Annotated in this window: 15 protein-coding genes, 1 rRNA gene and 1 pseudogene; 15 read left to right on the top strand and 2 right to left on the bottom strand. The window is 69.8% G+C overall.

Annotated elements, in window-relative coordinates; genetic code table 11:
* Positions 1–65 precede the first annotated feature (65 nt).
* Positions 66–803: a hypothetical protein gene (locus JOE55_RS02815; RefSeq protein WP_204781966.1), complete on the top strand. Its 738-nt coding sequence runs from the start codon at positions 66–68 to the stop codon at positions 801–803.
* Between the two features lie 75 nt (positions 804–878).
* On the opposite strand, the gene JOE55_RS02810 is transcribed toward JOE55_RS02815, so the two are convergent.
* Positions 879–1,838 carry a quinone oxidoreductase family protein gene (locus JOE55_RS02810; RefSeq protein ID WP_024290188.1) on the bottom strand — a complete coding sequence of 320 codons (960 nt, stop codon included), beginning with the start codon at positions 1,836–1,838 and terminating at the stop codon, positions 879–881.
* Between the two features lie 131 nt (positions 1,839–1,969).
* Here JOE55_RS02810 and argC point away from each other — a divergent pair, with 131 nt between their 5' ends.
* The 7 genes and pseudogenes from argC (at position 1,970) to JOE55_RS02775 (ending at position 9,814) form a co-directional block, all read left to right on the top strand.
* Positions 1,970–3,022, top strand: a complete 1,053-nt coding sequence (gene argC, locus JOE55_RS02805) for an N-acetyl-gamma-glutamyl-phosphate reductase (RefSeq protein ID WP_204781965.1) — start codon at positions 1,970–1,972, stop codon at positions 3,020–3,022.
* Complete coding sequence (argJ, locus tag JOE55_RS02800) at positions 3,019–4,239, top strand: bifunctional glutamate N-acetyltransferase/amino-acid acetyltransferase ArgJ (RefSeq protein ID WP_338125407.1); 1,221 nt, start codon at positions 3,019–3,021, stop codon at positions 4,237–4,239. Before argC ends, argJ begins: the two co-directional genes overlap by 4 nt.
* Positions 4,240–4,275: 36 nt before the next feature.
* Positions 4,276–5,181, top strand: a pseudogene (argB, locus tag JOE55_RS02795) (acetylglutamate kinase); the annotation flags it as partial.
* A gap of 218 nt (positions 5,182–5,399) precedes the next feature.
* Positions 5,400–6,689 carry an acetylornithine transaminase gene (locus JOE55_RS02790; protein WP_204781963.1) on the top strand — a complete coding sequence of 430 codons (1,290 nt, stop codon included), beginning with the start codon at positions 5,400–5,402 and terminating at the stop codon, positions 6,687–6,689.
* Positions 6,690–6,739: 50 nt separating this feature from the next.
* The gene (argF, locus tag JOE55_RS02785; protein ID WP_204781962.1) at positions 6,740–7,711 is read left to right on the top strand and encodes an ornithine carbamoyltransferase; all 972 of its coding nucleotides are present in this window, start codon (positions 6,740–6,742) and stop codon (positions 7,709–7,711) included.
* Positions 7,711–8,205 carry an arginine repressor gene (locus JOE55_RS02780; protein WP_204781961.1) on the top strand — a complete coding sequence of 165 codons (495 nt, stop codon included), beginning with the start codon at positions 7,711–7,713 and terminating at the stop codon, positions 8,203–8,205. The genes argF and JOE55_RS02780 overlap by 1 nt, the downstream gene beginning before the upstream one ends.
* 115 nt (positions 8,206–8,320) lie before the next feature.
* Positions 8,321–9,814: an AMP-binding protein gene (locus JOE55_RS02775; RefSeq protein WP_204781960.1), complete on the top strand. Its 1,494-nt coding sequence runs from the start codon at positions 8,321–8,323 to the stop codon at positions 9,812–9,814.
* 34 nt (positions 9,815–9,848) lie between these two features.
* Here the strand turns inward: JOE55_RS02775 and JOE55_RS02770 are convergent, their stop codons facing one another.
* A complete protein-coding gene (locus tag JOE55_RS02770) occupies positions 9,849–10,325 on the bottom strand; it encodes an ankyrin repeat domain-containing protein (RefSeq protein ID WP_006214541.1) in 477 nt (158 codons plus the stop codon).
* Positions 10,326–10,514: 189 nt separating this feature from the next.
* On the opposite strand from JOE55_RS02770, the gene JOE55_RS02765 reads away from it, so the two are divergent.
* From JOE55_RS02765 to JOE55_RS02735, 7 genes are all read left to right on the top strand, one after another.
* Positions 10,515–11,726 (top strand): argininosuccinate synthase, encoded by a 1,212-nt coding sequence (locus JOE55_RS02765; RefSeq protein WP_024290195.1) that lies wholly within the window; start codon positions 10,515–10,517, stop codon positions 11,724–11,726.
* Positions 11,727–12,162: 436 nt separating this feature from the next.
* Positions 12,163–13,611, top strand: a complete 1,449-nt coding sequence (gene argH, locus JOE55_RS02760) for an argininosuccinate lyase (protein WP_204781959.1) — start codon at positions 12,163–12,165, stop codon at positions 13,609–13,611.
* Positions 13,612–13,619: 8 nt separating this feature from the next.
* Positions 13,620–14,333, top strand: a complete 714-nt coding sequence (locus tag JOE55_RS02755; protein ID WP_024290197.1) for a DNA-3-methyladenine glycosylase — start codon at positions 13,620–13,622, stop codon at positions 14,331–14,333.
* A 53-nt stretch (positions 14,334–14,386) separates the two neighbouring features.
* On the top strand, positions 14,387–14,893 hold the full coding sequence (locus JOE55_RS02750) for an adenine phosphoribosyltransferase (protein ID WP_029643733.1): 507 nt from the start codon (positions 14,387–14,389) through the stop codon (positions 14,891–14,893).
* A 146-nt stretch (positions 14,894–15,039) separates the two neighbouring features.
* Positions 15,040–17,370, top strand: a complete 2,331-nt coding sequence (locus tag JOE55_RS02745) for a HelD family protein (RefSeq protein ID WP_204781958.1) — start codon at positions 15,040–15,042, stop codon at positions 17,368–17,370.
* A 38-nt stretch (positions 17,371–17,408) separates the two neighbouring features.
* A complete protein-coding gene (gene tyrS, locus JOE55_RS02740) occupies positions 17,409–18,731 on the top strand; it encodes a tyrosine--tRNA ligase (protein WP_204781957.1) in 1,323 nt (440 codons plus the stop codon).
* A 657-nt stretch (positions 18,732–19,388) separates the two neighbouring features.
* Positions 19,389–20,915: ribosomal RNA gene (locus JOE55_RS02735) — 16S ribosomal RNA — on the top strand.
* The last annotated feature ends 139 nt before the right edge of the window (positions 20,916–21,054 follow it).

The following is a 21,054-nucleotide window of genomic DNA, read 5'->3' as shown; positions in this document are numbered from 1 at the left end:
GAGACCATCCAGCAACCGATGACCACCCTTCGCCAGGCCCCCCGCCTGCGGGGGAGGAGAAGCACATGAGCACTGAGAACACCCCCGGGCCCTCCGCCGGGGAAGCCGAAGGCAGCCGCCGGCTGCAGGAGGACGGCCGTCGCGGCGACGGCGCGTCCAGTGCGTTCCGCGACGCCTTCTCCCTGCGCGGAGGCACGGACGGCGACCCCGAAGGAGATCCGCTCGAGGATCTCGGTGCGGGCGATCGCGAGGAGTCGGAGGTCATCGGCGCCACCTGGCCGCCGGTGATCGCAGTCGTGCTGGGCGTCATCCTGGCGCTGGTGCTGGCGATCGCCTCCTACTCGGCGTTCCAGCGCGCGGAGCAGCTGCAGGGCTGGGCCAATTCCACCTACGCGGTGACCGGCACCTACACCGACATGACGCACGATCTGCACTCGGAGTCCTTCAACCCCAAGTACGCGATCACACTGCCGGACGACGAGGAGATCTCGGCCCAGCGCTTCGACAGCGGGCTGCAGGATCCGTTCACGCCGGAGCCGGGGCAGGCCGTGGAGGTGCGCGGCGAGGGCCGGGGCGATTCCGTGGACGACTTCGACGGGGAGGTCGACGTCCTGCTCGGCGTGCAGGACGGCGAGCTGCAGGTCCTGTCCACCGCAGAGGCAGGCTCGCTCGACGGCGGCATCACGGATCAGACCGTGTCCGCCCAGAAGACCCGGGGAGGGCTGCTGGCTGCGGCATCGGTGCTGGTGCTGGGTCTGGGCATCGCCGGCGGGGTCATCCTGCGGCGGCGCAGCCTGCGCTGACAAGAGCCCGAGAACACCCGAAGGGGCCGTGACGATGATCGTCACGGCCCCTTCGGCGTCTCCGGTGAAGGCGCGTCAGAAGCTCAGCAGAAGCTTCCCCTGGGTCCTGCGGGATTCGAGGTCGCGGTGCGCCTGAGCGGCGTCGTCGAGGGAGTAGGTGCCGCCCACGCGGATCTTCAGGCCGTCCTCGATGGCCTCGAACATCTCGCGCGCCCGCCACTGCCGCTCCTCCTCGGTGTGCATGTAGGCGTTGAGCGACGGGCGGGTCACGTACAGCGAGCCCATGGCGTTGAGGCGCTGCAGGTCGAACGGGGGGACCTGCCCGGACGACCCGCCGAAGAGCACGACCATGCCGCGCAGGTGCACGGCGGCCAGGGACTCGTCGAAGGTCGTCTTGCCCACCGAGTCGTAGACCACGTCGGCGCCGCGGCCACCGGTGATCTCCTCGACGGCATCGGCGAAGCCCTCGTAGGGCAGGACATGATCGGCGCCCAGCGATCGGGCGGTGTCGGCCTTCTCCTGGCTCGAGGTCAGCCCGATCACGGTGGCGCCCTGGCGCTTCATGAGCTGGATGGCCACGCCGCCCACGCCGCCGGCGGCGGCGGTGATCACGGCGGTGGTCTCCGGGCCGACCGGGAAGGTCGAGCGGGTCAGATAGTGGGCCGTGAAGCCCTGCAGCGGCAGCGCGCCCGCGGCATCGTCGGAGACGGACTCGGGCACCACCACCACGCGATCGGCATCGACCACGAACTTCTCGGCGTAGGTGGCCCGGCCCTGCGAGGTCGTGATCCGCTGCCCGACCTGCAGAGAGTCGACGCCCTCGCCCAGGGCGATGACTTCGCCGCTTCCCTCGGTGCCCGGGGTGAAGGGCAGCTCGACGTCGTAGACGCCCTCGCGCTGGTAGGTCTCGATGAAGTTGACCCCGGTGCGGCGGGTGCGCACCAGGACCTCTCCGGGTCCCGGGACCGGATCCTCGACCTCGCTGACGGTGAGGACCTCCGGGCCCCCGTGCTGCGTGAGGGTGATGGCGCGCATGCTGGTCTCCTTCTTTCGGGGCGGACGGAAGCCGCCGGTCGGTGCGTTCCTGACCACCGAGCCTAGCCCTCGCCGCCGCGCCGAGTGCATAAATATCGACATACCTGCATAATCTTGCGTAGGATGTCCGCATGACCTTCACCGCAGCAGTCTCAGGAGCCAGCGGCTACGCCGGGGGAGAGGTGCTTCGTCTGCTGATGCAGCATCCCCAGGTGGAGATCGGCGCCGTCGCGGCGCACTCCAGCGCCGGTCAGCGGCTGGGCTCGCTGCAGCCGCACCTGCACGGGCTCGCCGATCGGATCATCACGGACTCGAGCCTCGAGCAGCTGGCCGGGCACGACATCGTCGTGCTCGCCCTGCCGCACGGCGCCTCGGCCGAGATCGCGGCCCAGCTTCCCGAGTCGACCATCGTGATCGACGCCGCGGCCGATCACCGGCTCGAATCCGCCGAGGCATGGGAGCAGTTCTACGGCAGCGCGCACGCCGGGACCTGGCCGTACGGCCTGCCCGAGATGATCGTGGCCCCGGACGGCACCCGGCAGCGCACCCGACTGGTGAAGGCGAGCCGCATCGCGATCCCCGGGTGCTATCCCACCGGCTCCCAGCTGGCCCTGGCGCCGCTGGCCGCGGCCGGGCAGATCGAGCTGCAGGACATCGTGATCGTGGCGGCCTCCGGCACCTCGGGGGCGGGGCGATCGCTGAAGCCGCACCTGCTGGCCGCGGAAGTCATGGGCGGCATGTCCCCCTACGGCGTGGGCGGCGTGCACCGGCACACCCCGGAGATCGAGCAGGGTCTGGGCTGGGCCTCGGGCCGCAGCGACGTCGCGGTCTCGTTCACCCCCACCCTGGCGCCTATGCCCCGCGGCATCCTCACGACCGCCACGGCCCGGATCGCCGAGGGCGCCGGTGCGCAGTCCGTGCGCGAGGCGCTGGAGGAGGCCTATCGCAACGAGCCCTTCATCCATCTGCTGCCCGAGGGGCAGTGGCCCACCACCCAGGCCGTCCTGGGCTCGAACCACGTCCAGATCCAGGCGGCCGTCGATGCCCGCGTGGGGCGCGTGATCGTCAGCTGCGCGCTGGACAACCTCGTCAAGGGCACGGCCGGCGGAGCCGTGCAGTCCATGAACATCGCCCTGGGCCTGCCCGAGCAGACCGGGCTGACCCAGCAGGGAGTCGCACCGTGAGCACCGTCCACCCCTCCCAGGACCCGGCGGCCGGGCTGAGCGTCGACACCTCCCGCGGCGTCACCGCAGCCGCTGGATTCCGCGCCGGCGGTGTGACCGCCGGATTCAAGGCCTCCGGCGGCGACGACCTGGCCGTCGTGATCAACGACGGCCCCAGCGCGGCCGCCGCCGCCGTGTTCACGTCGAACCGCGTGGCCGCGGCCCCCGTCCACTGGTCGCGGCAGGTCGTCGCCGACGGCGCCGCCCGCGCGGTGATCCTCAACTCCGGCGGAGCCAATGCCTGCACGGGCCCGCAGGGCTTCCAGGCCTCGCACGAAACGGCCGAGCTGGTCGCCGAGGGCCTTCAGGTCGGCGCCGGCGACGTGGTCGTGTGCTCCACCGGGCTGATCGGCGTGCAGCTGCCCATGGGCGTGATGCGCGCCGGCATCCCCGAGGCCCTGGCCGATGCCGCAGCGGATGAGGCGGCCGGGCTGCGCGCGGCCCGGGCGATCATGACCACCGACACCGTGCCCAAGCAGGCCGCGCACACGAGCCCCGAGGGCTGGAGCGTGGGCGGGATGGCCAAGGGCGCGGGCATGCTCGCCCCGGGACTGGCCACCATGCTCGTGGTGCTCACCACCGACGCCGAGGTCCGCCCGGAGGTCCTGCAGCGCAGCCTGCGCGAGGCCTGCGCCGTGACCTTCGACCGCGCCGACTCCGACGGCTGCATGTCCACCAACGACACCGTGACCCTGCTGGCCTCGGGGGCCTCCGGCATCAGCCCCGACGAGCTCGAGCTCACCCGTGCGCTGAGCGCCGTGTGCCACAGCCTGGCCCAGCAGCTGATCACCGATGCCGAGGGCGCCGCCCACGACATCGCGATCACCACCATGGGCGCCGCCTCCGTGGTCCAGGCCGAGACGGTCTCGCGCACGGTGGCCCGCTCCAACCTGTTCAAGACCGCGATCTACGGCAACGACCCCAACTGGGGCCGGGTGCTCTCGGCCGTGGGCACCACCGATGCCGAGTTCGATCCGGACGAGCTCGACGTCTCCATCAACGGCGTCATGGTCTGCCGCGGCGGGATGATCGGCGACCCCCGGGAGGGCGTGGACCTGGCGTCGTCGCGAAAGGTCGAGGTCGTTGTCGACCTGAAGGCCGGGGCGCACGAGGCCACGATCTGGACCAACGACCTGACCCACGACTACGTCGAGGAGAACTCGGCGTACTCGTCCTGAAGCCGCCCGAGCCGAACCCCTCCCAGGAGACACCCGATGACCGCACCGAACGACCGCATCACCGCCGCGCGCGCCAAGGCCGGCGTGCTCATGGAGGCGCTGCCGTGGATCAGCCGCTTCTCCGGGGCGGTCATGGTGTTCAAGTACGGCGGCAACGCCATGGTCTCGGATCCGCTGCGCCAGGCGTTCGCCGCCGACATGGTCTTCCTGCGCGAGGTGGGGATCTGCCCCGTCGTCGTGCACGGCGGAGGGCCGCAGATCAATCGCATGCTCGAGCGGCTGGGGATCGAGTCCGAGTTCCGCGGGGGTCTGCGCGTCACCACGGCCGAGGCGATCGACGCCATCCGCATGGTCCTCACCGGCCAGGTCCAGCGCGAGCTCGTCTCCCTGCTCAATGCCACCGGCCCGTACGCCGTGGGGATCTCGGGGGAGGACGCCTCCCTGCTCAACGCGGTGCGCCGCGGGACGGTCGTCGACGGCCAGGAGGTGGACCTGGGGCACGTGGGCGAGATCGTCTCCGTGAACCCCGAGCCGCTGCGCGAGCTGATCCAGGCCGGGCGCATCCCGGTGATCTCCTCGATCTCCCCGGAGGTCGACGCCCACGGCCGCTTCACCGGCGAGGTGCTCAACATCAACGCCGACACCGCAGCCGCCGCGGTCGCCGTGGCGCTGGGCGCGGAGAAGCTCGTGGCGCTGACCGATATCGAGGGCCTGTACTCGGACTGGCCGGATCGCAGCTCGCTGATCTCGTCGCTGACCGACTCCGAGCTGCGCGAGCTGCTGCCCAGCCTGCAGTCCGGGATGATCCCCAAGATGGAGGCGGCGCTCACCGCTGTGGAGGGCGGGGTCCCGCGGGCCACGATCGTCGACGGGCGCGAGGCGCACTCGGTGCTGCTCGAGATCTTCACGGACGAGGGGATCGGCACCGAGGTCCGCCCCGACGGCACCGCGCCGGCAGCCGAGCGGCCTCTGCGCCGGCATCCGGAACCGGTCGGCGTCGCCACCGCGGAGATCGATCGCGTCGTCCTGGGCTCCGGTGCGGGGAAGCACCCGACCGGCGAGGAGGCCGCGCAGGGCTTCTCCGGCGCAGGACGCAGCGCGCAGACCGTCGGCGCGGCGGAGACCGCCCCGACCGAGACCACCACGACGGAGGACCCCGAATGAGCCGCACGCACTCTGCCCAGGACGCCTCAGCGGAGGCCCTGCTCGAGCAGTACTCCCAGCACCTGATGAACGTCTTCGGCCCGCCCCAGGCCGTGCTCGCCCGCGGTGAGGGTGCTGTCGTGTGGGACGCCGACGGCAACCGCCTGCTGGATCTGCTGGGCGGGATCGCCGTGAACGCGCTGGGACACGCCCACCCCGCCTGGGTGCGCGCCCTCTCGGAGCAGGCGGCCGCCCTGGGCCACATCTCCAACTTCTTCACCTCGCCGCAGCAGATCGAGCTGGCCAAGAAGCTGCTGGAGCTGACCGGGGCGCCGGAGGGCTCGCGGGTCTTCTTCGCGAACTCCGGCTCGGAGGCCAATGAGGCCGCCTTCAAGCTGGCCCGCCGCCAGGGCCACGAGGTCCCCGGCCCGGACGGTCCCCGCACGCGGATCCTGGCCCTGGAGGATTCCTTCCACGGACGCACGGCCGGCTCCCTGGCCATAACCGCCAAGAAGGCCTACCGGGAGCCGTTCGAGCCGCTGCCGAGCGGCGTGGAGTTCCTCGCCCCCACGCTCGAGGCGCTGGAGGCCGCCGTCGACAACACCGTCAGCGCCCTGATCGTGGAGCCCGTGCGCGGCGAGGCCGGCGTGCGACCGCTGCCCGAGGGATGGCTGCGCCGGGCTCGGCAGCTCACCCGCGAGCACGGGGCGCTGCTGATCGTCGACGAGGTCCAGACGGGCGTCGGGCGCACGGGGCAGTGGTTCGCCAGCTCGGCGGAGCTCTCGGGTGCCGATGCCCCGGATGCCATGACGCTGGCCAAGGGGCTGGGCGGAGGCTTCCCGATCGGGGCCATGATCACCTTCGGCGAGCATGCCTCCGGTCTGCTCGGCCCTGGCCAGCACGGTACGACCTTCGGCGGCAACCCGCTGGCCACCGCGGTCGGTCTGGCCACGCTCACGACGATCGAGGACGAGCAGATCCTGCAGAACGTCCGTTCGGTGGGCCAGCATCTGGCCGACGGACTGCGCGCGATCGACGGCGTCGCTGAGATCCGCGCCCACGGGCTGCTGATCGGCATCGACCTCGAGCCGATCGATCGTTCGGCATCGCAGACCGCCGCTCTGGCCCCGGCCGTCGTGGCGGCGGCCCGCCGCGCGGGATTCATCGTCAATGCCCCGGGGCCGCTCACGCTGCGCCTGGCCCCGCCGCTGATCCTCAGCGCAGAGCAGGCCGACGAGCTGCTCGAGGCGCTGCCCTCCATCCTCGACGCGGCCCGCGAGGCCGTGCTCAGCGCTCCGGGCGCCTGAGCCTTCCGCCTCCGCCCGTCGGCCCCACCTTCCTTCCGAGAGGACGCCTCATGCCACGCCACTTCCTTCGCGACACGGATCTGAGCCCCGCCGAGCAGGCGGAGGTCCTGGACCTGGCCCTCGAGCTCAAGGCCGACCGGTGGCGCCATCGCGCGCTGGCGGGGCCGCAGACCGCGACCGTCATCTTCGACAAGACCTCCACCCGCACGCGCTACTCGTTCGCCACGGGCATCGCGGATCTCGGGGGATCGCCCCTGGTCGTGAATCCGGGGGAGGCGCAGATGGGGGTCAAGGAGTCGGTCTCGGACACCGCCCGGGTCATCTCCCGGATGGTGGGGCTGATCGTGTGGCGGACGTACGATCAGGCCGGTCTCGAGGAGATGGCGCAGCACTCCCACGTCCCGGTGATCAACGCGCTGTCTGACGAGTACCACCCGTGCCAGATCCTGGCCGACCTGCTCACGATCCGCGAGCACTTCGGCGAGCTGGCCGGGCGCAGCTTCGCGTACCTGGGCGATGCCGCGAACAACATGGCCAACTCGTACCTGCTGGGGATGGCCACCGCCGGCATGCACGTGCGCGTCGCGGGCCCGGCCGGCTACCTGCCCGAGGAGTCGATCGTGGCCCGGGCGCGCGAGCTCGCCGAGCTCACGGGCGGCTCGGTGCTCGTGACCGAGGATCCCGCGCACGCGCTCGCCGAGGCCGATGTGGTCTGCACCGACACCTGGGTCTCCATGGGCCAGGAGGACCAGAAGGACGCGCGCGCCGAGGTCTTCCGCCCGTACTCGATCGACACCGCGGCCATGGACCAGGCCGCCCCCGAGGCCGTGTTCATGCACTGCCTGCCGGCCTACCGCGGCAGCGAGGTCTCGGCCGAGGTCATCGACGGCCCGCGCTCGCTGGTCTTCCAGGAGGCCGAGAATCGGCTACACGCCCAGAAGGCGCTGATGGTCTGGCTGCTGGCAGCCTCGGGGCAGTACAGCCTCGAGGCGGGCGAGATCACCCTGCCGGAGCTGGGCTGATGAGCATCCCGGCCACCAAGATCGCCCGCCAGGCGCGCATCGTCGCCCTGGTCAGCTCCGGCTCCGTGCACTCGCAGGCCGAGCTCGCCGAGCTGCTGGCCCGCGACGACCTGCAGGTCACGCAGGCCACGCTCTCGCGCGATCTCGTCGAGGTCGGGGCGGTGCGCGTGCGGGACTCGTCGGGCTCGCTGGTCTACGCCGTGCCGCCGGCCTCCGGCGAGGTCGCGGGACCGGACGGCTCCGCCGGACCCGACGCCCGCCTTGCCGGTGTGTGCCGCGAGCTGCTGGTCACCGCCGAGTCCTCCGGCAACCTCGTCATGCTCAAGACCCCGCCGGGGGCCGCGCAGTACTTCGCCTCGATCATCGATCAGGCCGCTGTCCAGCTCGTCCTGGGTACCATCGCCGGGGACGATTCGATCATGGTCGTCAGCCGCGACTCCTCCGGGGGCGCCGAGCTGGCGGAGTTCTTCCTGCGGCTGGCGGGAGGCGACTGACGCGCGCAAGCGCCCGGATCCGGATCGGACCTGCACCTCCTTTCGCACGGAGCCGGGCCGTCGGGCCCGCTCCTGCGTCCGGTGACGGACGCACCGAGCCAGAAGGCCCCCATACGTGACGAACCTCGCGACACTGCTCACCGACTCCGCCCGCCGAGCCCCCGAGTCCCCCGCCCTGCGCCTGGGGGAGCTGAGCCTCAGCTACGGGCAGCTCGACGCGCTGTCCGCGGCGTTCGCCCAGCGGCTGCACGAGGCAGGTGTGGGCGTGGGGGATCGTGTCGCCCTCGTGGCGCCCAACGCGCCGCAGATGCCGGTCGCGTACTACGCCATCCTGCGCCTGGGCGCCGTCGTCGTCCCGCTCAGCCCGCTGCTCAGCGCTCGCGAGCTGACCGCTCTGTTCCGCACGGCCGAGCTCAGCGCGGTCGTCGTCCACGACGCGGTGAGCGCACCTGCCGAGCAGGCCTGCGCCGAGCTCGAGCCGTCGGTCCCCCTGCTCCTGCTGGATCAGCAGACCCTCGCCGGGCCGTCGGGAGACCTCGAGGTCCGGGAGCCGGTCGAGCGCGCCGCCGACGACCTCGCGGTGCTGCTGTTCACCTCCGGGACTACCGGCGAGCCCAAGGGCGCCGCCCTGACGCACGACAACGTCACCTCGAACGCGTGGATGACCACCCGCATGTTCAGCTACGTGCCCGAGGACGTGATCCTGGGGGCGCTGCCGTTCTTCCACGTCTTCGGCCAGACGGTGTGCCTGAACGCCCCGGTGGCGGTCGGGGCCTGCATCAGCCTGGTCCCGTCGTTCCAGCCGCGCACCGTGCTGCAGCAGCTGGGCGAGCACGGGGTGACCCGCGTGGTCGGCGTGCCGTCCATGCACATGGCGCTGTGCCAGGTCCAGGCCCGCCAGCCGCTCGAGCTGCCGAGCCTGGATTCGGCGATCTCCGGCGGAGCGGCCCTGCCGGTCGAGGTCCTGCGCCGGTTCGAGCAGCTGTTCGGGATCACTCTCTACGAGGGCTACGGGCTCTCCGAGACCTCGCCCGTCGTCGCGTTCAACCACCCCGTCGACCAGCGCGTCCCCGGCTCGATCGGCACCCCCGTGCAGGAGGCCCGCGTGGCGATCCTCGACGACGACGGCCGTGAGCTGCCGCGCGGCGAAATCGGGGAGCTGGCGGTGGCCGGTCGCTATGTCATGGCCGGGTACTGGAAGCAGCCCGAGCTCACCGCGGCGGCCTTCGCCGGCGAGTACTTCCGCACCGGGGACATGGCGCGTCAGGACGAGGACGACCGACTCTGGATCGTCGATCGCAAGAAGGACACGATCCTGCGCAACGGCTACAACGTGTACCCGCGCGAGATCGAGGAGCTGATCTACGAGCACCCCGGGGTCGAGGAGGCCGCGGTCGTCGGTCGCGGCGGGGCGACCACCGACCAGCAGGTCGTGGCCTGCCTGGTGCTGCGCGACGGGGCGCAGGAGGCCGAGGTGATCGAGCAGCTGCGCGCCACCATGCGCGAGTCGCTGGCCAGCTACAAGCGCCCGCAGGCCTACAAGGTCGTCGACGCGCTGCCCAAGGGCTCGACCGGCAAGATCCTCAAGCGGGAGATCGACCCGAGCTGATCAGGGGCGGGCCGACGCGCACGTTCCGCCGTGCTCAGGCGTGCTCGTCGAGCAGCGGGATCACGTTCTCGCGACCGAACTCCTGGGCCACGGCCCGAGCCGGCTGGAAGCCGGTGTCCTGCCCGGCCCCTGCCTCGAGGAGGCGTCGGGTGATGGCCTCGTTGCCGCGGAACACGGCGCAGATCAGGGCGGTGAAGCCCATGTCGGAGACCCGCTCGGTGTCGGCGCCGGCCTCGAGCAGCATCGCGACCGTGTCCTCGTGCTCGTGATAGGCGGCCAGGTTCAGCAGGGTGTCGCCCTTGCCGTTGGTGAGGTTCACCGGCACCCCCGCCTCCAGGGCCTGCCGCAGCTGATCGGTGCTGCCCTCGCGGGCCAGGTCGAACATCTGGTTCAGCAGGGCGAGCTCCTCCTCGCTGAGCTGCGGCGCGCCCTGCCCCGTCTGAGGTGAGGCTCCCGCCGGGGACTGGCCTTCGGCGTCGGGGGAGGATGGGCTCGTGCTGTGCTCGGACATGGTGCTCCTTGGCGGGGTCGGGGCGCCGACTGCGAGATGATGGCGGTCAGAGGCCGCCCGCGGTCGTGCTCGGGGATCGACCACCCAGTATCCCGCCTGCCGACGCGCCCCGGCAATGCATAAATACAACACGCTGTGTATAGTCATGCACAGAAGACCTGAAGCATCGAACCTCTCAAGGAGACACTCATGACCGAGCGCGTCGTACTCGCCTACTCGGGCGGCCTGGACACCTCCGTCGCCATCGGCTGGATCGGCGAGGCCACCGGGGCCGAGGTCGTGGCCGTGGCCGTGGACGTCGGACAGGGCGGTGAGGACCTCGAGGCCATCCGCCAGCGCGCGCTGGACTGCGGCGCCGTGGAGGCCGTGGTCGCCGATGCCCGCGACGAGTTCGCCGAGCAGTACTGCATGCCGGCGCTGAAGGCCAACGGCCTGTACATGGACTCCTACCCGCTGGTCTCGGCCGTCTCGCGTCCCGTGATCGTCAAGCACCTGGTGGATGCGGCCAAGCAGTTCGGCGCCACCACCGTCGCCCACGGCTGCACCGGCAAGGGCAACGACCAGGTCCGCTTCGAGGTCGGCATCCAGACCCTGGGCCCGGACCTCAAGTGCATCGCCCCGGTGCGCGACCTGGCGCTGACCCGCGAGAAGGCCATCGACTACGCCGAGCGCAATGACCTGCCGATCGTGACGACCAAGAAGAACCCCTTCTCGATCGACCAGAACGTGTGGGGCCGCGCCATCGAGACCGGCTTCCTCGAGGACATCTGGAACGGCCCCACCAAGGACGTCTACGACTACACGGACGATCCCGCCTTCCCGCCGGCGCCCGATGAGGTCATCATCGGCTTCGAGCAGGGCATCCCCGTCTCGATCGACGGCCGCCCGGTGACCCCGCTCGAGGCCATCCAGGAGATGAACCGCCGCGCCGGCGCCCAGGGTGTGGGCCGCATCGACATTGTCGAGGACCGCCTGGTGGGCATCAAGTCCCGCGAGATCTACGAGGCCCCCGGCGCCATGGCCCTGATCGCCGCGCACCGGGAGCTCGAGAACGTCACCGTCGAGCGCGAGCAGGCCCGGTTCAAGAAGACCGTCGGCCAGCGCTGGACCGAGCTGGTCTACGACGGCCAGTGGTTCTCGCCGCTGAAGAAGTCGCTTGACGCCTTCATCGACGACACCCAGCGCTACGTCAACGGCGACATCCGCATGACCCTGCACGCCGGCAAGGCCACCGTCACCGGCCGTCGCTCGGAGACCGCGCTGTACGACTTCAACCTGGCGACCTACGACGAGGGCGACTCCTTCGACCAGTCCCAGGCCCGCGGCTTCATCGAGCTGTTCGGCATGTCCTCGAAGGTCGCTTCGGCGCGCGATCAGCGCCTGGCCGCAGAGGGCAAGTGAGGCTTCGGCTCTGAGCATCCTGGCTCGTCACGGAGGGCGCGGCGGCCCCTCCTCCCTTGACTGCTTCGCTTGACGTCTGCGGGAGGAGGGGCCGCCGCGCCTTCTCCCGTCCGCGACGTGGTCGGCCGGCGTCCGTCGTTTGCGGACCCGTACGCGACTCTCTCCCGACGACGTCGCGAGGAGCCCCGTGTGCAGACCTTCACCGGATGATGCCCTGCACACGCGGCCCCTCGGGAGGCTGCGACGGCCTGCTTCGGTGACGTGAGGCTGCGAGGCGTCGGCGCGGGGGATGGGCGGCGGGCCCCTTCCGCAGACGTCAAGCGAAGCAGTCAAGGAAGGGGCCCACCGCCCATCCCGTACCAAGTGAACGACGAACCCACACACCTCCAGCCCTAAGCTGGGACCAGTAGACGGAAGCGATCGAGGAGCAGCACCAGTGGCAGAGCACGTCAAGCACGGGACCAACGAGGGCGCGCTGTGGGGAGGCCGCTTCGCCGGCGGACCGGATCAGGCCCTGGCGGCGCTGTCCAAGTCGACGCAGTTCGACTGGCGCCTGGCCCCGTACGACATCGCCGGCTCCCGCGCCCACGCCCGCGTGCTGCACGCCGTGGACCTGCTCACCGACGACGAGCTCGTCGGCATGATCGAGGCCCTCGATCAGCTCGAGGCCGACGTCCGCTCGGGCGACTACCTGCCGGCGGAGTCGGACGAGGACGTGCACGGCTCCCTGGAGCGCGGGCTGATCGAGCGCGCCGGCCCGGAGCTGGGCGGCAAGCTGCGTGCGGGCCGCTCGCGCAACGACCAGATCGCCACCGAGGGCCGCATGTACCTGCGCGATCACGCCTCGATCATTGCCAAGGAGCTGCTGGACGTGGTCCGCGCCCTGATCCAGCAGGCTGAGGCGCACCCGTTCGCCCCCATGCCCGGGCGCACGCACCTGCAGCACGCCCAGCCGATCCTGCTTTCGCACCACCTGCTGGCCCATGCCTGGGCCATGGTCCGCGACGTCGAGCGCTTCGCGGACTGGGACCGCCGCGCGGCCGTCTCCCCGTACGGCTCCGGCGCTCTCGCCGGGTCCACGCTCGGGCTGGACCCGAACGCCGTGGCCCAGGAGCTCGGCTTCGACTCCGCAGTCCACAACTCGATCGACGGCACCGCCTCGCGCGACGTCTACGCCGAGTTCGCCTGGATCTGCGCCATGCTCTCGGTCGACGTCTCCCGCATCTCGGAGGAGATCACCACCTGGGCCACCAAGGAGTTCTCCTTCGTGACCCTGCACGACTCGTTCTCCACGGGCTCGTCGATCATGCCGCAGAAGAAGAACCCGGACGTGGCGGAGCTCGCCCGCGGCAAGGCGGGGCGCCTGATCGGCGATCTCACGGGCCTGCTGGCCACGCTCAAGGCCCTGCCGCTGGCCTACAACCGCGACCTCCAGGAGGACAAGGAGCCGGTCTTCGACGCCATCGATCAGCTCGAGGTCCTGCTGCCGGCCGTCTCCGGGATGGTCGCCACGCTGAGCTTCCACACCGAGCGCATGGCCGAGCTGGCACCGCGCGGATTCGCGCTGGCCACGGACATCGCCGAGTGGCTGGTCCGCCAGGGCGTGCCCTTCCGCGACGCCCACGAGATCTCCGGCGACGCCGTGCGGGTCTGCGAGCAGCGCGACATCGAGCTGTGGGACATCACCGACGAGGACTTCGCTGCCATCGACGAGCGCCTCACCCCGCAGGTGCGCGAGGTCCTGACGCTGGAGGGCTCCCTGCGCTCGCGGTCCTCGCAGGGCGGCACCGGTCCCGACGCCGTCGCCGCTCAGCTGGCGGCGCTGAAGGAGCGCCTGGCGGCTCTGGAGGCCTTCGAGAACCGCGCACCCGTCGTCCAGGCCTGAGCGGACGGATGCACGAGAGCGCAACAGCTGATCTGGACCCTCAGCTGCTCGAGCTGCTGCAGCGCCCGGCCCCGGAGGCCGCGCCGCTGCTGCTGGGGTGCCTGCTCACCACCATCACCCCGCAGGGCCGCGTGACCGTGCGCCTCACAGAGGTCGAGGCCTACGGCGGGCCCGCGGACACGGATCTGCCGGACCCCGGAGCGCACACCTACAACGGGCGCACCGCGCGCAATGCGTCCATGTTCGGCCCGGCCGGTCACGCCTACGTGTACTTCACCTACGGGCTGCATCATGCGCTGAACCTGGTGTGCCGCCCGCAGGGCATCCCCGGCGGTTGCCTGCTGCGCTCCGGCGAGGTCGTCGAGGGCCAGGAGCTGGCCGTGGCCCGTCGCAGCGCCCGGCGGGCCTCGGAGCCCGCGGCGGTCTCCCTGGCCCGTGGCCCGGGCAACCTCGCCCAGGCCCTGGGGCTCGGCCTGCAGGACGACGGCGCGCCCCTGCGCGGCCGCGCGCACGAAGACGGCGGCCGGCACCTGGTGCTCGCACCGGGGAGCCCTCCGCGGACGATCGTGACGACCCCGCGCACAGGGGTCTCGGGGGAGGGCGGCACGGAGCGGTTCCCGTGGCGCTTCGCCGCCCAGGGCGATCCCACGGTCTCCCCGTACCGTCGTGCGACGCCCAAGAAGCGGCGCACCCGCGGCGGTGGCACTAGCATGGCCGGGTGACTCAGCCCAGCCCTGCTCCCGTGCCCGCCCCGCGACCCGAATCGGTCGAGGAGATGATCGACCGGCTGTGCGCAAAGATCCCGGACTACCCCGAGCCCGGGGTCCTCTTCCGGGATCTGACGCCGCTGTTCGCCGACGGGGCCGCCTTCGCCCGCGCCGTGGACGCCCTGGGTGAGGCCTTCCGGGGGCAGTTCGAGTACGTGGCGGGCATCGAGGCGCGCGGCTTCCTGCTGGCCGGTGCGGTCTCGCGCGCCACGGGCGCCGGCGTGATCCCCATCCGCAAGGAGGGCAAGCTGCCCCGGGAGACCTACCGGGAGAGCTACCAGCTCGAGTACGGCTCGGCCGTGCTGGAGATCCACACCGACGACGTCGCCCGCGGTTCCCGCGTGCTCGTGGTCGACGACATCCTGGCCACCGGCGGCACGCTCGAGGCGAGTGCCAAGCTGCTGCACCGCGCGGGGCTGCACATCGCGGGCTTCGGGCTGCTGATGGAGCTGACCGACCAGCGCGGCCGAGGCAAGCTGGGCGGGCACCGCACCCGGGCCCTGTATCGCGTCTGAGAGCCGGGAGGTCCCGCCGCGATCCGCTGAGGGCGGACGACATGAAGCGCTGCGGGCAACCTCCTGTTCATGCCCGGGGGATTAGCATGACTGGTTGCCCGATCGCGGCTGATCGGGGAGGCGGACGTTTCAAGGAGCACGAGCACATGACGGATGTCGCCAGGAGCAGCGGTGCTGAGACCGGCCTGCCCGACGACCGCGGGCAGGGCCACGGCAGCGCACTGGACGAGCAGCTGGAGATCGAGCAGCGCTACGTCACGGGGCTCTACGACCGCCTGGACGAGCTGCGACGCGAGAAGGCCGATGAGCTGGCGCGCGTGCGCCGCACGGACATGGGCACGGGACATCAGTCCCGCTCGGAGCGCGATGCCTTCGCCACCCACTACGAGGATCGGCTCGCCCAGCTCGAGGCCGTCGACAAGCGGCTGGCCTTCGGACGCCTGGACACCACCGAGACCGGAGAGGCCTCCACGCGCTACATCGGGCGCATCGGCCTGGCCACGGAGGACCACCGACGCCTCCTGGTGGATTGGCGCGCCCGCGAGGCCGCGGCGTTCTACCAGGCCACGGGCCGCAGCCCCATGGGCGTGCGCCGTCGTCGCCACCTGATCCTCGACGGACGACATGTCTCGGCGATCGAGGACGACGTCCTGGACCCCGAGCTGCTCGACGATGAGTCCGTCCTGCAGGGTGAAGGCGCTCTGCTGGCGGCGCTGAACTCCAAGCGCACGGGTCGCATGACGGACATTGTCGCCACGATCCAGGCCGAGCAGGACAGGATCATCCGGGCCCCTCTGCAGGGCGTGCGCGTGGTCCAGGGCGGTCCGGGCACCGGCAAGACCGCGGTCGCCCTGCACCGCGCGGCGTTCCTGCTCTACGAGCACCGGGAGCGGCTGCGCAAGTCAGGGGTGCTGCTCGTCGGGCCGTCGTCGTCGTTCCTGTGGTACATCGACCGCGTGCTGCCCTCTCTGGGCGAGACGGGCGTGGTGATGTCGTCGCTGGCCGATCTGTTCCCCGGGATCCACGGCGCGCCGGAGCGCGACCGCGAGGTCGCCGGTCTCAAGGCAGGCCTGGAGATGGTCGACGTCATCAAGCAGGCGGTCAAGGACCGGCAGAAGCTGCCCGAGCGCGACCTCGTGCTCACCGTGGACTCGCACCGCGTGGTGCTGACCCGGCAGCTCGCCCGACGGGCCCGGGAGAAGGCCAGGGGCACGGGCAAGCCGCACAACGAGGCCCGCGCGACCTTCGTGAAGATCATCCTGCGCGAGCTCGCCGAGAAGCTGGGGGAGGAGCTCGACGCCTCCTCCGGCAACGCGATCGATCGCTCCTACCTGGTGGAGGACCTGCGCCAGGCCCCCGAGGTGCGCCGGGCCGTGAACCTGCTGTGGCTACCGCTGTCGGCCGAGACGCTGGTGCGCCAGCTCTTTGCCAAGCGGCGCTACCTCGACTCGGCCTTCCGCCACCTGAGCCCCGCCCAGCGGGACCAGCTCGAGCGCCCGGCCGCCGCTGCGCTGACCGTCTCGGACGTCCCGCTGCTGGACGAGGCCGCCGAGCGCCTGGGCACCCTCGAGGACGCCGGCGTGCGGATCCGCACCGGTGAGGCGGAGCGCGCCAAGGCCACCGAGATGGCCGAGCGGGCGCTCTACAACATGAGCCAGGCCCTCGAGGACGTCGGGGTCGACGGCGTGGTGAGCGCCAGCGACCTCACGGAGTTCAACGAGGAGCAGGAGCACCGGATGACCGCGGCCGAGGCCGCGACCTCCGATCGGACCTGGGCCTACGGGCACGTCGTGGTGGATGAGGCGCAGGAGCTGACGCCCATGCAGTGGCGGGTGCTCATGCGCCGATGCCCCATGAAGTCGTTCACGGTGGTCGGCGATATCGCCCAGGCCGGCTCGGCCTCGGCCGCCGCCTCCTGGGGCGAGGCCCTGGCGCCCTTCGTGGGGGAGCGTCTCAGCCTGGAGGAGCTCACGGTCAACTACCGCACGCCTGAGGCAGTGGCCTCGGTCGCCGCGGCCGTCGCCCGCGCCGCCGGTCAGGACGTGGCCGCTCCGCGAGCGGTGCGCGAGGGGGAGCCGCCGATCATCGCGCAGCTGCCCGCTCAGGCCGACGACGCCGCGATCATGCGCGCGATCGACGACCAGCTCGAGGAGGAGCTCGAGGTCGTCCAGGGCGGTCTCGTGGCCGTCATCGCCCCGGAGGAGCGCGTGCGCGGCATCGGCCGGCATCTCTCCGAGCGCCTGCCCGGCAGGGTGGGCGCGGGTGTGCGCCGGCTGGAGCACCAGGTCGTCGTGCTGTCCACGTGGGATGCCAAGGGCCTGGAGTTCGACTCCGTGGTCCTCGTGCAGCCGCAGGAGATCATCGACGAGTACCGCGGCGTCGGATCCCTGTACGTGGCCATGACCCGTCCCACCCAGAGGCTGCGCACCGTCTCGGCCGGCCCGCTGCCCGCCGGCTACGACGGCGTCCGCGCCTGAAACCCCTTCCGCTTCCGCAACCCGAGAGGTACCCCGACGTGATCCCGACACCCACCACCGCGATCGATCTGGCGGCCCAGCACAACGACCCCGACTTCCCGGGCATCTGGGAGGAGCTGAACTGGCGCGGGCTCGTGCACGTGTCCACGGACCAGGCGGCCCTCCAGGAGCTGCTGGACGGGGAGCCGATCACGTTCTACTGCGGCTTCGACCCCACGGCGGCCTCGCTGCACCTGGGGCACCTGGTGCAGCTGCTGACCATGCGCCGGCTGCAGCTGGCGGGGCACCGTCCGCTGGGGCTCGTCGGCGGCTCGACCGGACTGATCGGCGATCCCCGCCAGACCTCGGAGCGGGTGCTGAACACCCGCGAGGTCGTGGAGCAGTGGGTCGGGCAGCTGCGCGAGCAGATCGAGCGCTTCCTGTCCTTCGACGGCGACAGCGCCGCTCGCATGGTCAACAACATGGACTGGACCGGCGAGATGTCGGCGATCGACTTCCTGCGCGACATCGGCAAGCACTTCCGCGTGGGCACCATGATCAAGAAGGAGATCGTGGCCAAGCGGCTGAACTCGGAGGAGGGCATCTCCTACACCGAGTTCAGCTACCAGATCCTGCAGGGCATGGACTTCCTGAACCTGCACCGCGAGTACGGCTGCATGCTGCAGACCGGCGGCTCGGATCAGTGGGGCAACCTGACCTCGGGCACGGAGCTGGTGCGCAAGGTCGAGGGGACCGCGGTCCAGGCCATCGGCACACCGCTGATCACCAACTCGGACGGCACCAAGTTCGGCAAGTCCGAGGGCAACGCCATCTGGCTGGACCCCGAGCTGACCTCGCCGTACGCCTTCTACCAGTTCTGGCTCAACACCGCCGACGCCGATGTGCTCGACCGCCTCAAGGTCTTCACCTTCCGCACCAGCCAGGAGATCGCCGAGTTCGAGCGCAAGGTCGCCGAGGAGCCCTTCCGCCGAGAGGCGCAGAAGCAGCTCGCGTGGGATGTCACCGTGCTGGTGCACGGGGCCCAGGCCACCGAGCAGGCGATCGCGGCCTCCGAGGCCGTGTTCGGCAAGGGGGACCTCGGCGCTCTGGACGAGCAGACCCTGGCCGCGGTGATCGGGGAGCTCCCCTCGGCGACCGTGGGTGCTGAGGATCGAGCGCTGATCGACCTGCTCGTGGCCACGGGGCTGTCGACCACCCGCTCCGAGGCGCGACGCACCCTCCAGGAGGGCGGCGTCTCCGTGAACAACCAGAAGGTGCAGGGCATCGAGGCTCAGTTAGAGGACGAGCAGCTGCTGCACGGCCGGTACGCCCTGCTCAAGCGCGGCAAGAAGAACATGGCGGGAGTCGTGTTGGGGGAGTGACCCGAATGGCACCTTCATGCGGGTGCGCGTTCTTGCGGGTGCGCGCCTGACTCGGCCCCCGAGCCCCGCGGCTGTCTGCCGCGGGGCTCGGGGGCCTCGTCGTGGTCCTCGGCCGGCGGATGAGGGCTTCCTGTGGGGTGCAGCACAAATGGCCCAGATGGTTTGCGGGCGTGCTGAGCGGTGTGTAGTGTTCTTCTCTGTCGCCGCGAGCGGCCCGCCGGTTCGAACCGGTGCGGCGCAGCGGCAGGATCACCGATCCGGATGATCCTGCGTCGACACAACCATTGAACGGCTCGATCGAGCAGATCGCTTCGCCCTGCACTGCGTGGGCGTGGGGGATCGGATCGAAGGGGCCGGGTTGTGAAGAGCGGGTGAAGCGAGTAAGATTATCTGGCCGCACAACGGTGAACGAGAGATGAACGAAGGTTCGGGTCTCGTGAACTGCGGCGGCTGAAGGACCTGATCTTCGCGGGCCTGGTGAGACGGGCTGGTTGATCGTCTGTTGTTTGAGAACTCGATAGTGTGCCAAATTGTCTGCTGATACCAGTTCAAGCAATTTTTTGTTTGGTTGGATCAGTTGATGCGTCAGTGCGTCTCGTTCCCGTGACGTGCTGTCGATTATTATTTTGATTCCAGCCAGGTATGGTTTTTCGTTTTTCAACGGAGAGTTTGATCCTGGCTCAGGACGAACGCTGGCGGCGTGCTTAACACATGCAAGTCGAACGCTGAAGCACCAGCTTGCTGGTGTGGATGAGTGGCGAACGGGTGAGTAATACGTGAGTAACCTGCCCTTGACTCTGGGATAAGCCCGGGAAACTGGGTCTAATACTGGATGCTACATGTCACCGCATGGTGGTGTGTGGAAAGGGTTTACTGGTCTTGGATGGGCTCACGGCCTATCAGCTTGTTGGTGAGGTAATGGCTCACCAAGGCGACGACGGGTAGCCGGCCTGAGAGGGTGACCGGCCACACTGGGACTGAGACACGGCCCAGACTCCTACGGGAGGCAGCAGTGGGGAATATTGCACAATGGGCGAAAGCCTGATGCAGCGACGCCGCGTGAGGGATGACGGCCTTCGGGTTGTAAACCTCTTTCAGCAGGGAAGAAGCCACAAGTGACGGTACCTGCAGAAGAAGCGCCGGCTAACTACGTGCCAGCAGCCGCGGTAATACGTAGGGCGCAAGCGTTGTCCGGAATTATTGGGCGTAAAGAGCTCGTAGGCGGTTTGTCGCGTCTGCTGTGAAAGCCCGGGGCTTAACCCCGGGTGTGCAGTGGGTACGGGCAGACTAGAGTGCAGTAGGGGAGACTGGAATTCCTGGTGTAGCGGTGGAATGCGCAGATATCAGGAGGAACACCGATGGCGAAGGCAGGTCTCTGGGCTGTTACTGACGCTGAGGAGCGAAAGCATGGGGAGCGAACAGGATTAGATACCCTGGTAGTCCATGCCGTAAACGTTGGGCACTAGGTGTGGGGGACATTCCACGTTTTCCGCGCCGTAGCTAACGCATTAAGTGCCCCGCCTGGGGAGTACGGCCGCAAGGCTAAAACTCAAAGGAATTGACGGGGGCCCGCACAAGCGGCGGAGCATGCGGATTAATTCGATGCAACGCGAAGAACCTTACCAAGGCTTGACATATACCGGATCGTTCCAGAGATGGTTCTTCCCCTTTGGGGTCGGTATACAGGTGGTGCATGGTTGTCGTCAGCTCGTGTCGTGAGATGTTGGGTTAAGTCCCGCAACGAGCGCAACCCTCGTTCCATGTTGCCAGCACGTGATGGTGGGGACTCATGGGAGACTGCCGGGGTCAACTCGGAGGAAGGTGGGGATGACGTCAAATCATCATGCCCCTTATGTCTTGGGCTTCACGCATGCTACAATGGCCGGTACAAAGGGTTGCGATACTGTGAGGTGGAGCTAATCCCAAAAAGCCGGTCTCAGTTCGGATTGAGGTCTGCAACTCGACCTCATGAAGTCGGAGTCGCTAGTAATCGCAGATCAGCAACGCTGCGGTGAATACGTTCCCGGGCCTTGTACACACCGCCCGTCAAGTCACGAAAGTCGGTAACACCCGAAGCCGGTGGCCCAACCCTTGTGGAGGGAGCCGTCGAAGGTGGGACTGGCGATTGGGACTAAGTCGTAACAAGGTAGCCGTACCGGAAGGTGCGGCTGGATCACCTCCTTTCTAAGGAGCTTCATTCTGGTCGCCGTGTGGCGGCCCGCCCGCACACCGCTTACTTGGTGTGGGGGTTGTTTTGGTGAGACCCGCTGCACCTGGCCCGTTTCGAGGGCCCGGTGGTGGGTTCGTGCTCATGGGTGGAATA

The sequence above is a fragment of the Kocuria palustris genome, assembly GCF_016907795.1.
GTDB lineage: Bacteria > Actinomycetota > Actinomycetes > Actinomycetales > Micrococcaceae > Kocuria > Kocuria palustris.
This window is presented reverse-complemented; position numbering and strand designations above follow the sequence as displayed.

Excerpts from the sequence above, each read along its gene's own strand:
- JOE55_RS02765 (WP_024290195.1), top strand. The coding sequence starts at position 10,515 with ATGACCGAGCGCGTCGTACTCGCCTACTCGGGCGGCCTGGACACCTCC.
- JOE55_RS02790 (WP_204781963.1), top strand. The coding sequence starts at position 5,400 with ATGAGCCGCACGCACTCTGCCCAGGACGCCTCAGCGGAGGCCCTGCTC.
- argC (WP_204781965.1), top strand. The coding sequence starts at position 1,970 with ATGACCTTCACCGCAGCAGTCTCAGGAGCCAGCGGCTACGCCGGGGGA.
- JOE55_RS02770 (WP_006214541.1), bottom strand. The coding sequence starts at position 10,325 with ATGTCCGAGCACAGCACGAGCCCATCCTCCCCCGACGCCGAAGGCCAG.
- JOE55_RS02815 (WP_204781966.1), top strand. The coding sequence starts at position 66 with ATGAGCACTGAGAACACCCCCGGGCCCTCCGCCGGGGAAGCCGAAGGC.
- JOE55_RS02750 (WP_029643733.1), top strand. The coding sequence starts at position 14,387 with ATGATCGACCGGCTGTGCGCAAAGATCCCGGACTACCCCGAGCCCGGG.
- JOE55_RS02810 (WP_024290188.1), bottom strand. The coding sequence starts at position 1,838 with ATGCGCGCCATCACCCTCACGCAGCACGGGGGCCCGGAGGTCCTCACC.
- JOE55_RS02780 (WP_204781961.1), top strand. The coding sequence starts at position 7,711 with ATGAGCATCCCGGCCACCAAGATCGCCCGCCAGGCGCGCATCGTCGCC.
- JOE55_RS02755 (WP_024290197.1), top strand. The coding sequence starts at position 13,620 with ATGCACGAGAGCGCAACAGCTGATCTGGACCCTCAGCTGCTCGAGCTG.
- argF (WP_204781962.1), top strand. The coding sequence starts at position 6,740 with ATGCCACGCCACTTCCTTCGCGACACGGATCTGAGCCCCGCCGAGCAG.
- JOE55_RS02745 (WP_204781958.1), top strand. The coding sequence starts at position 15,040 with ATGACGGATGTCGCCAGGAGCAGCGGTGCTGAGACCGGCCTGCCCGAC.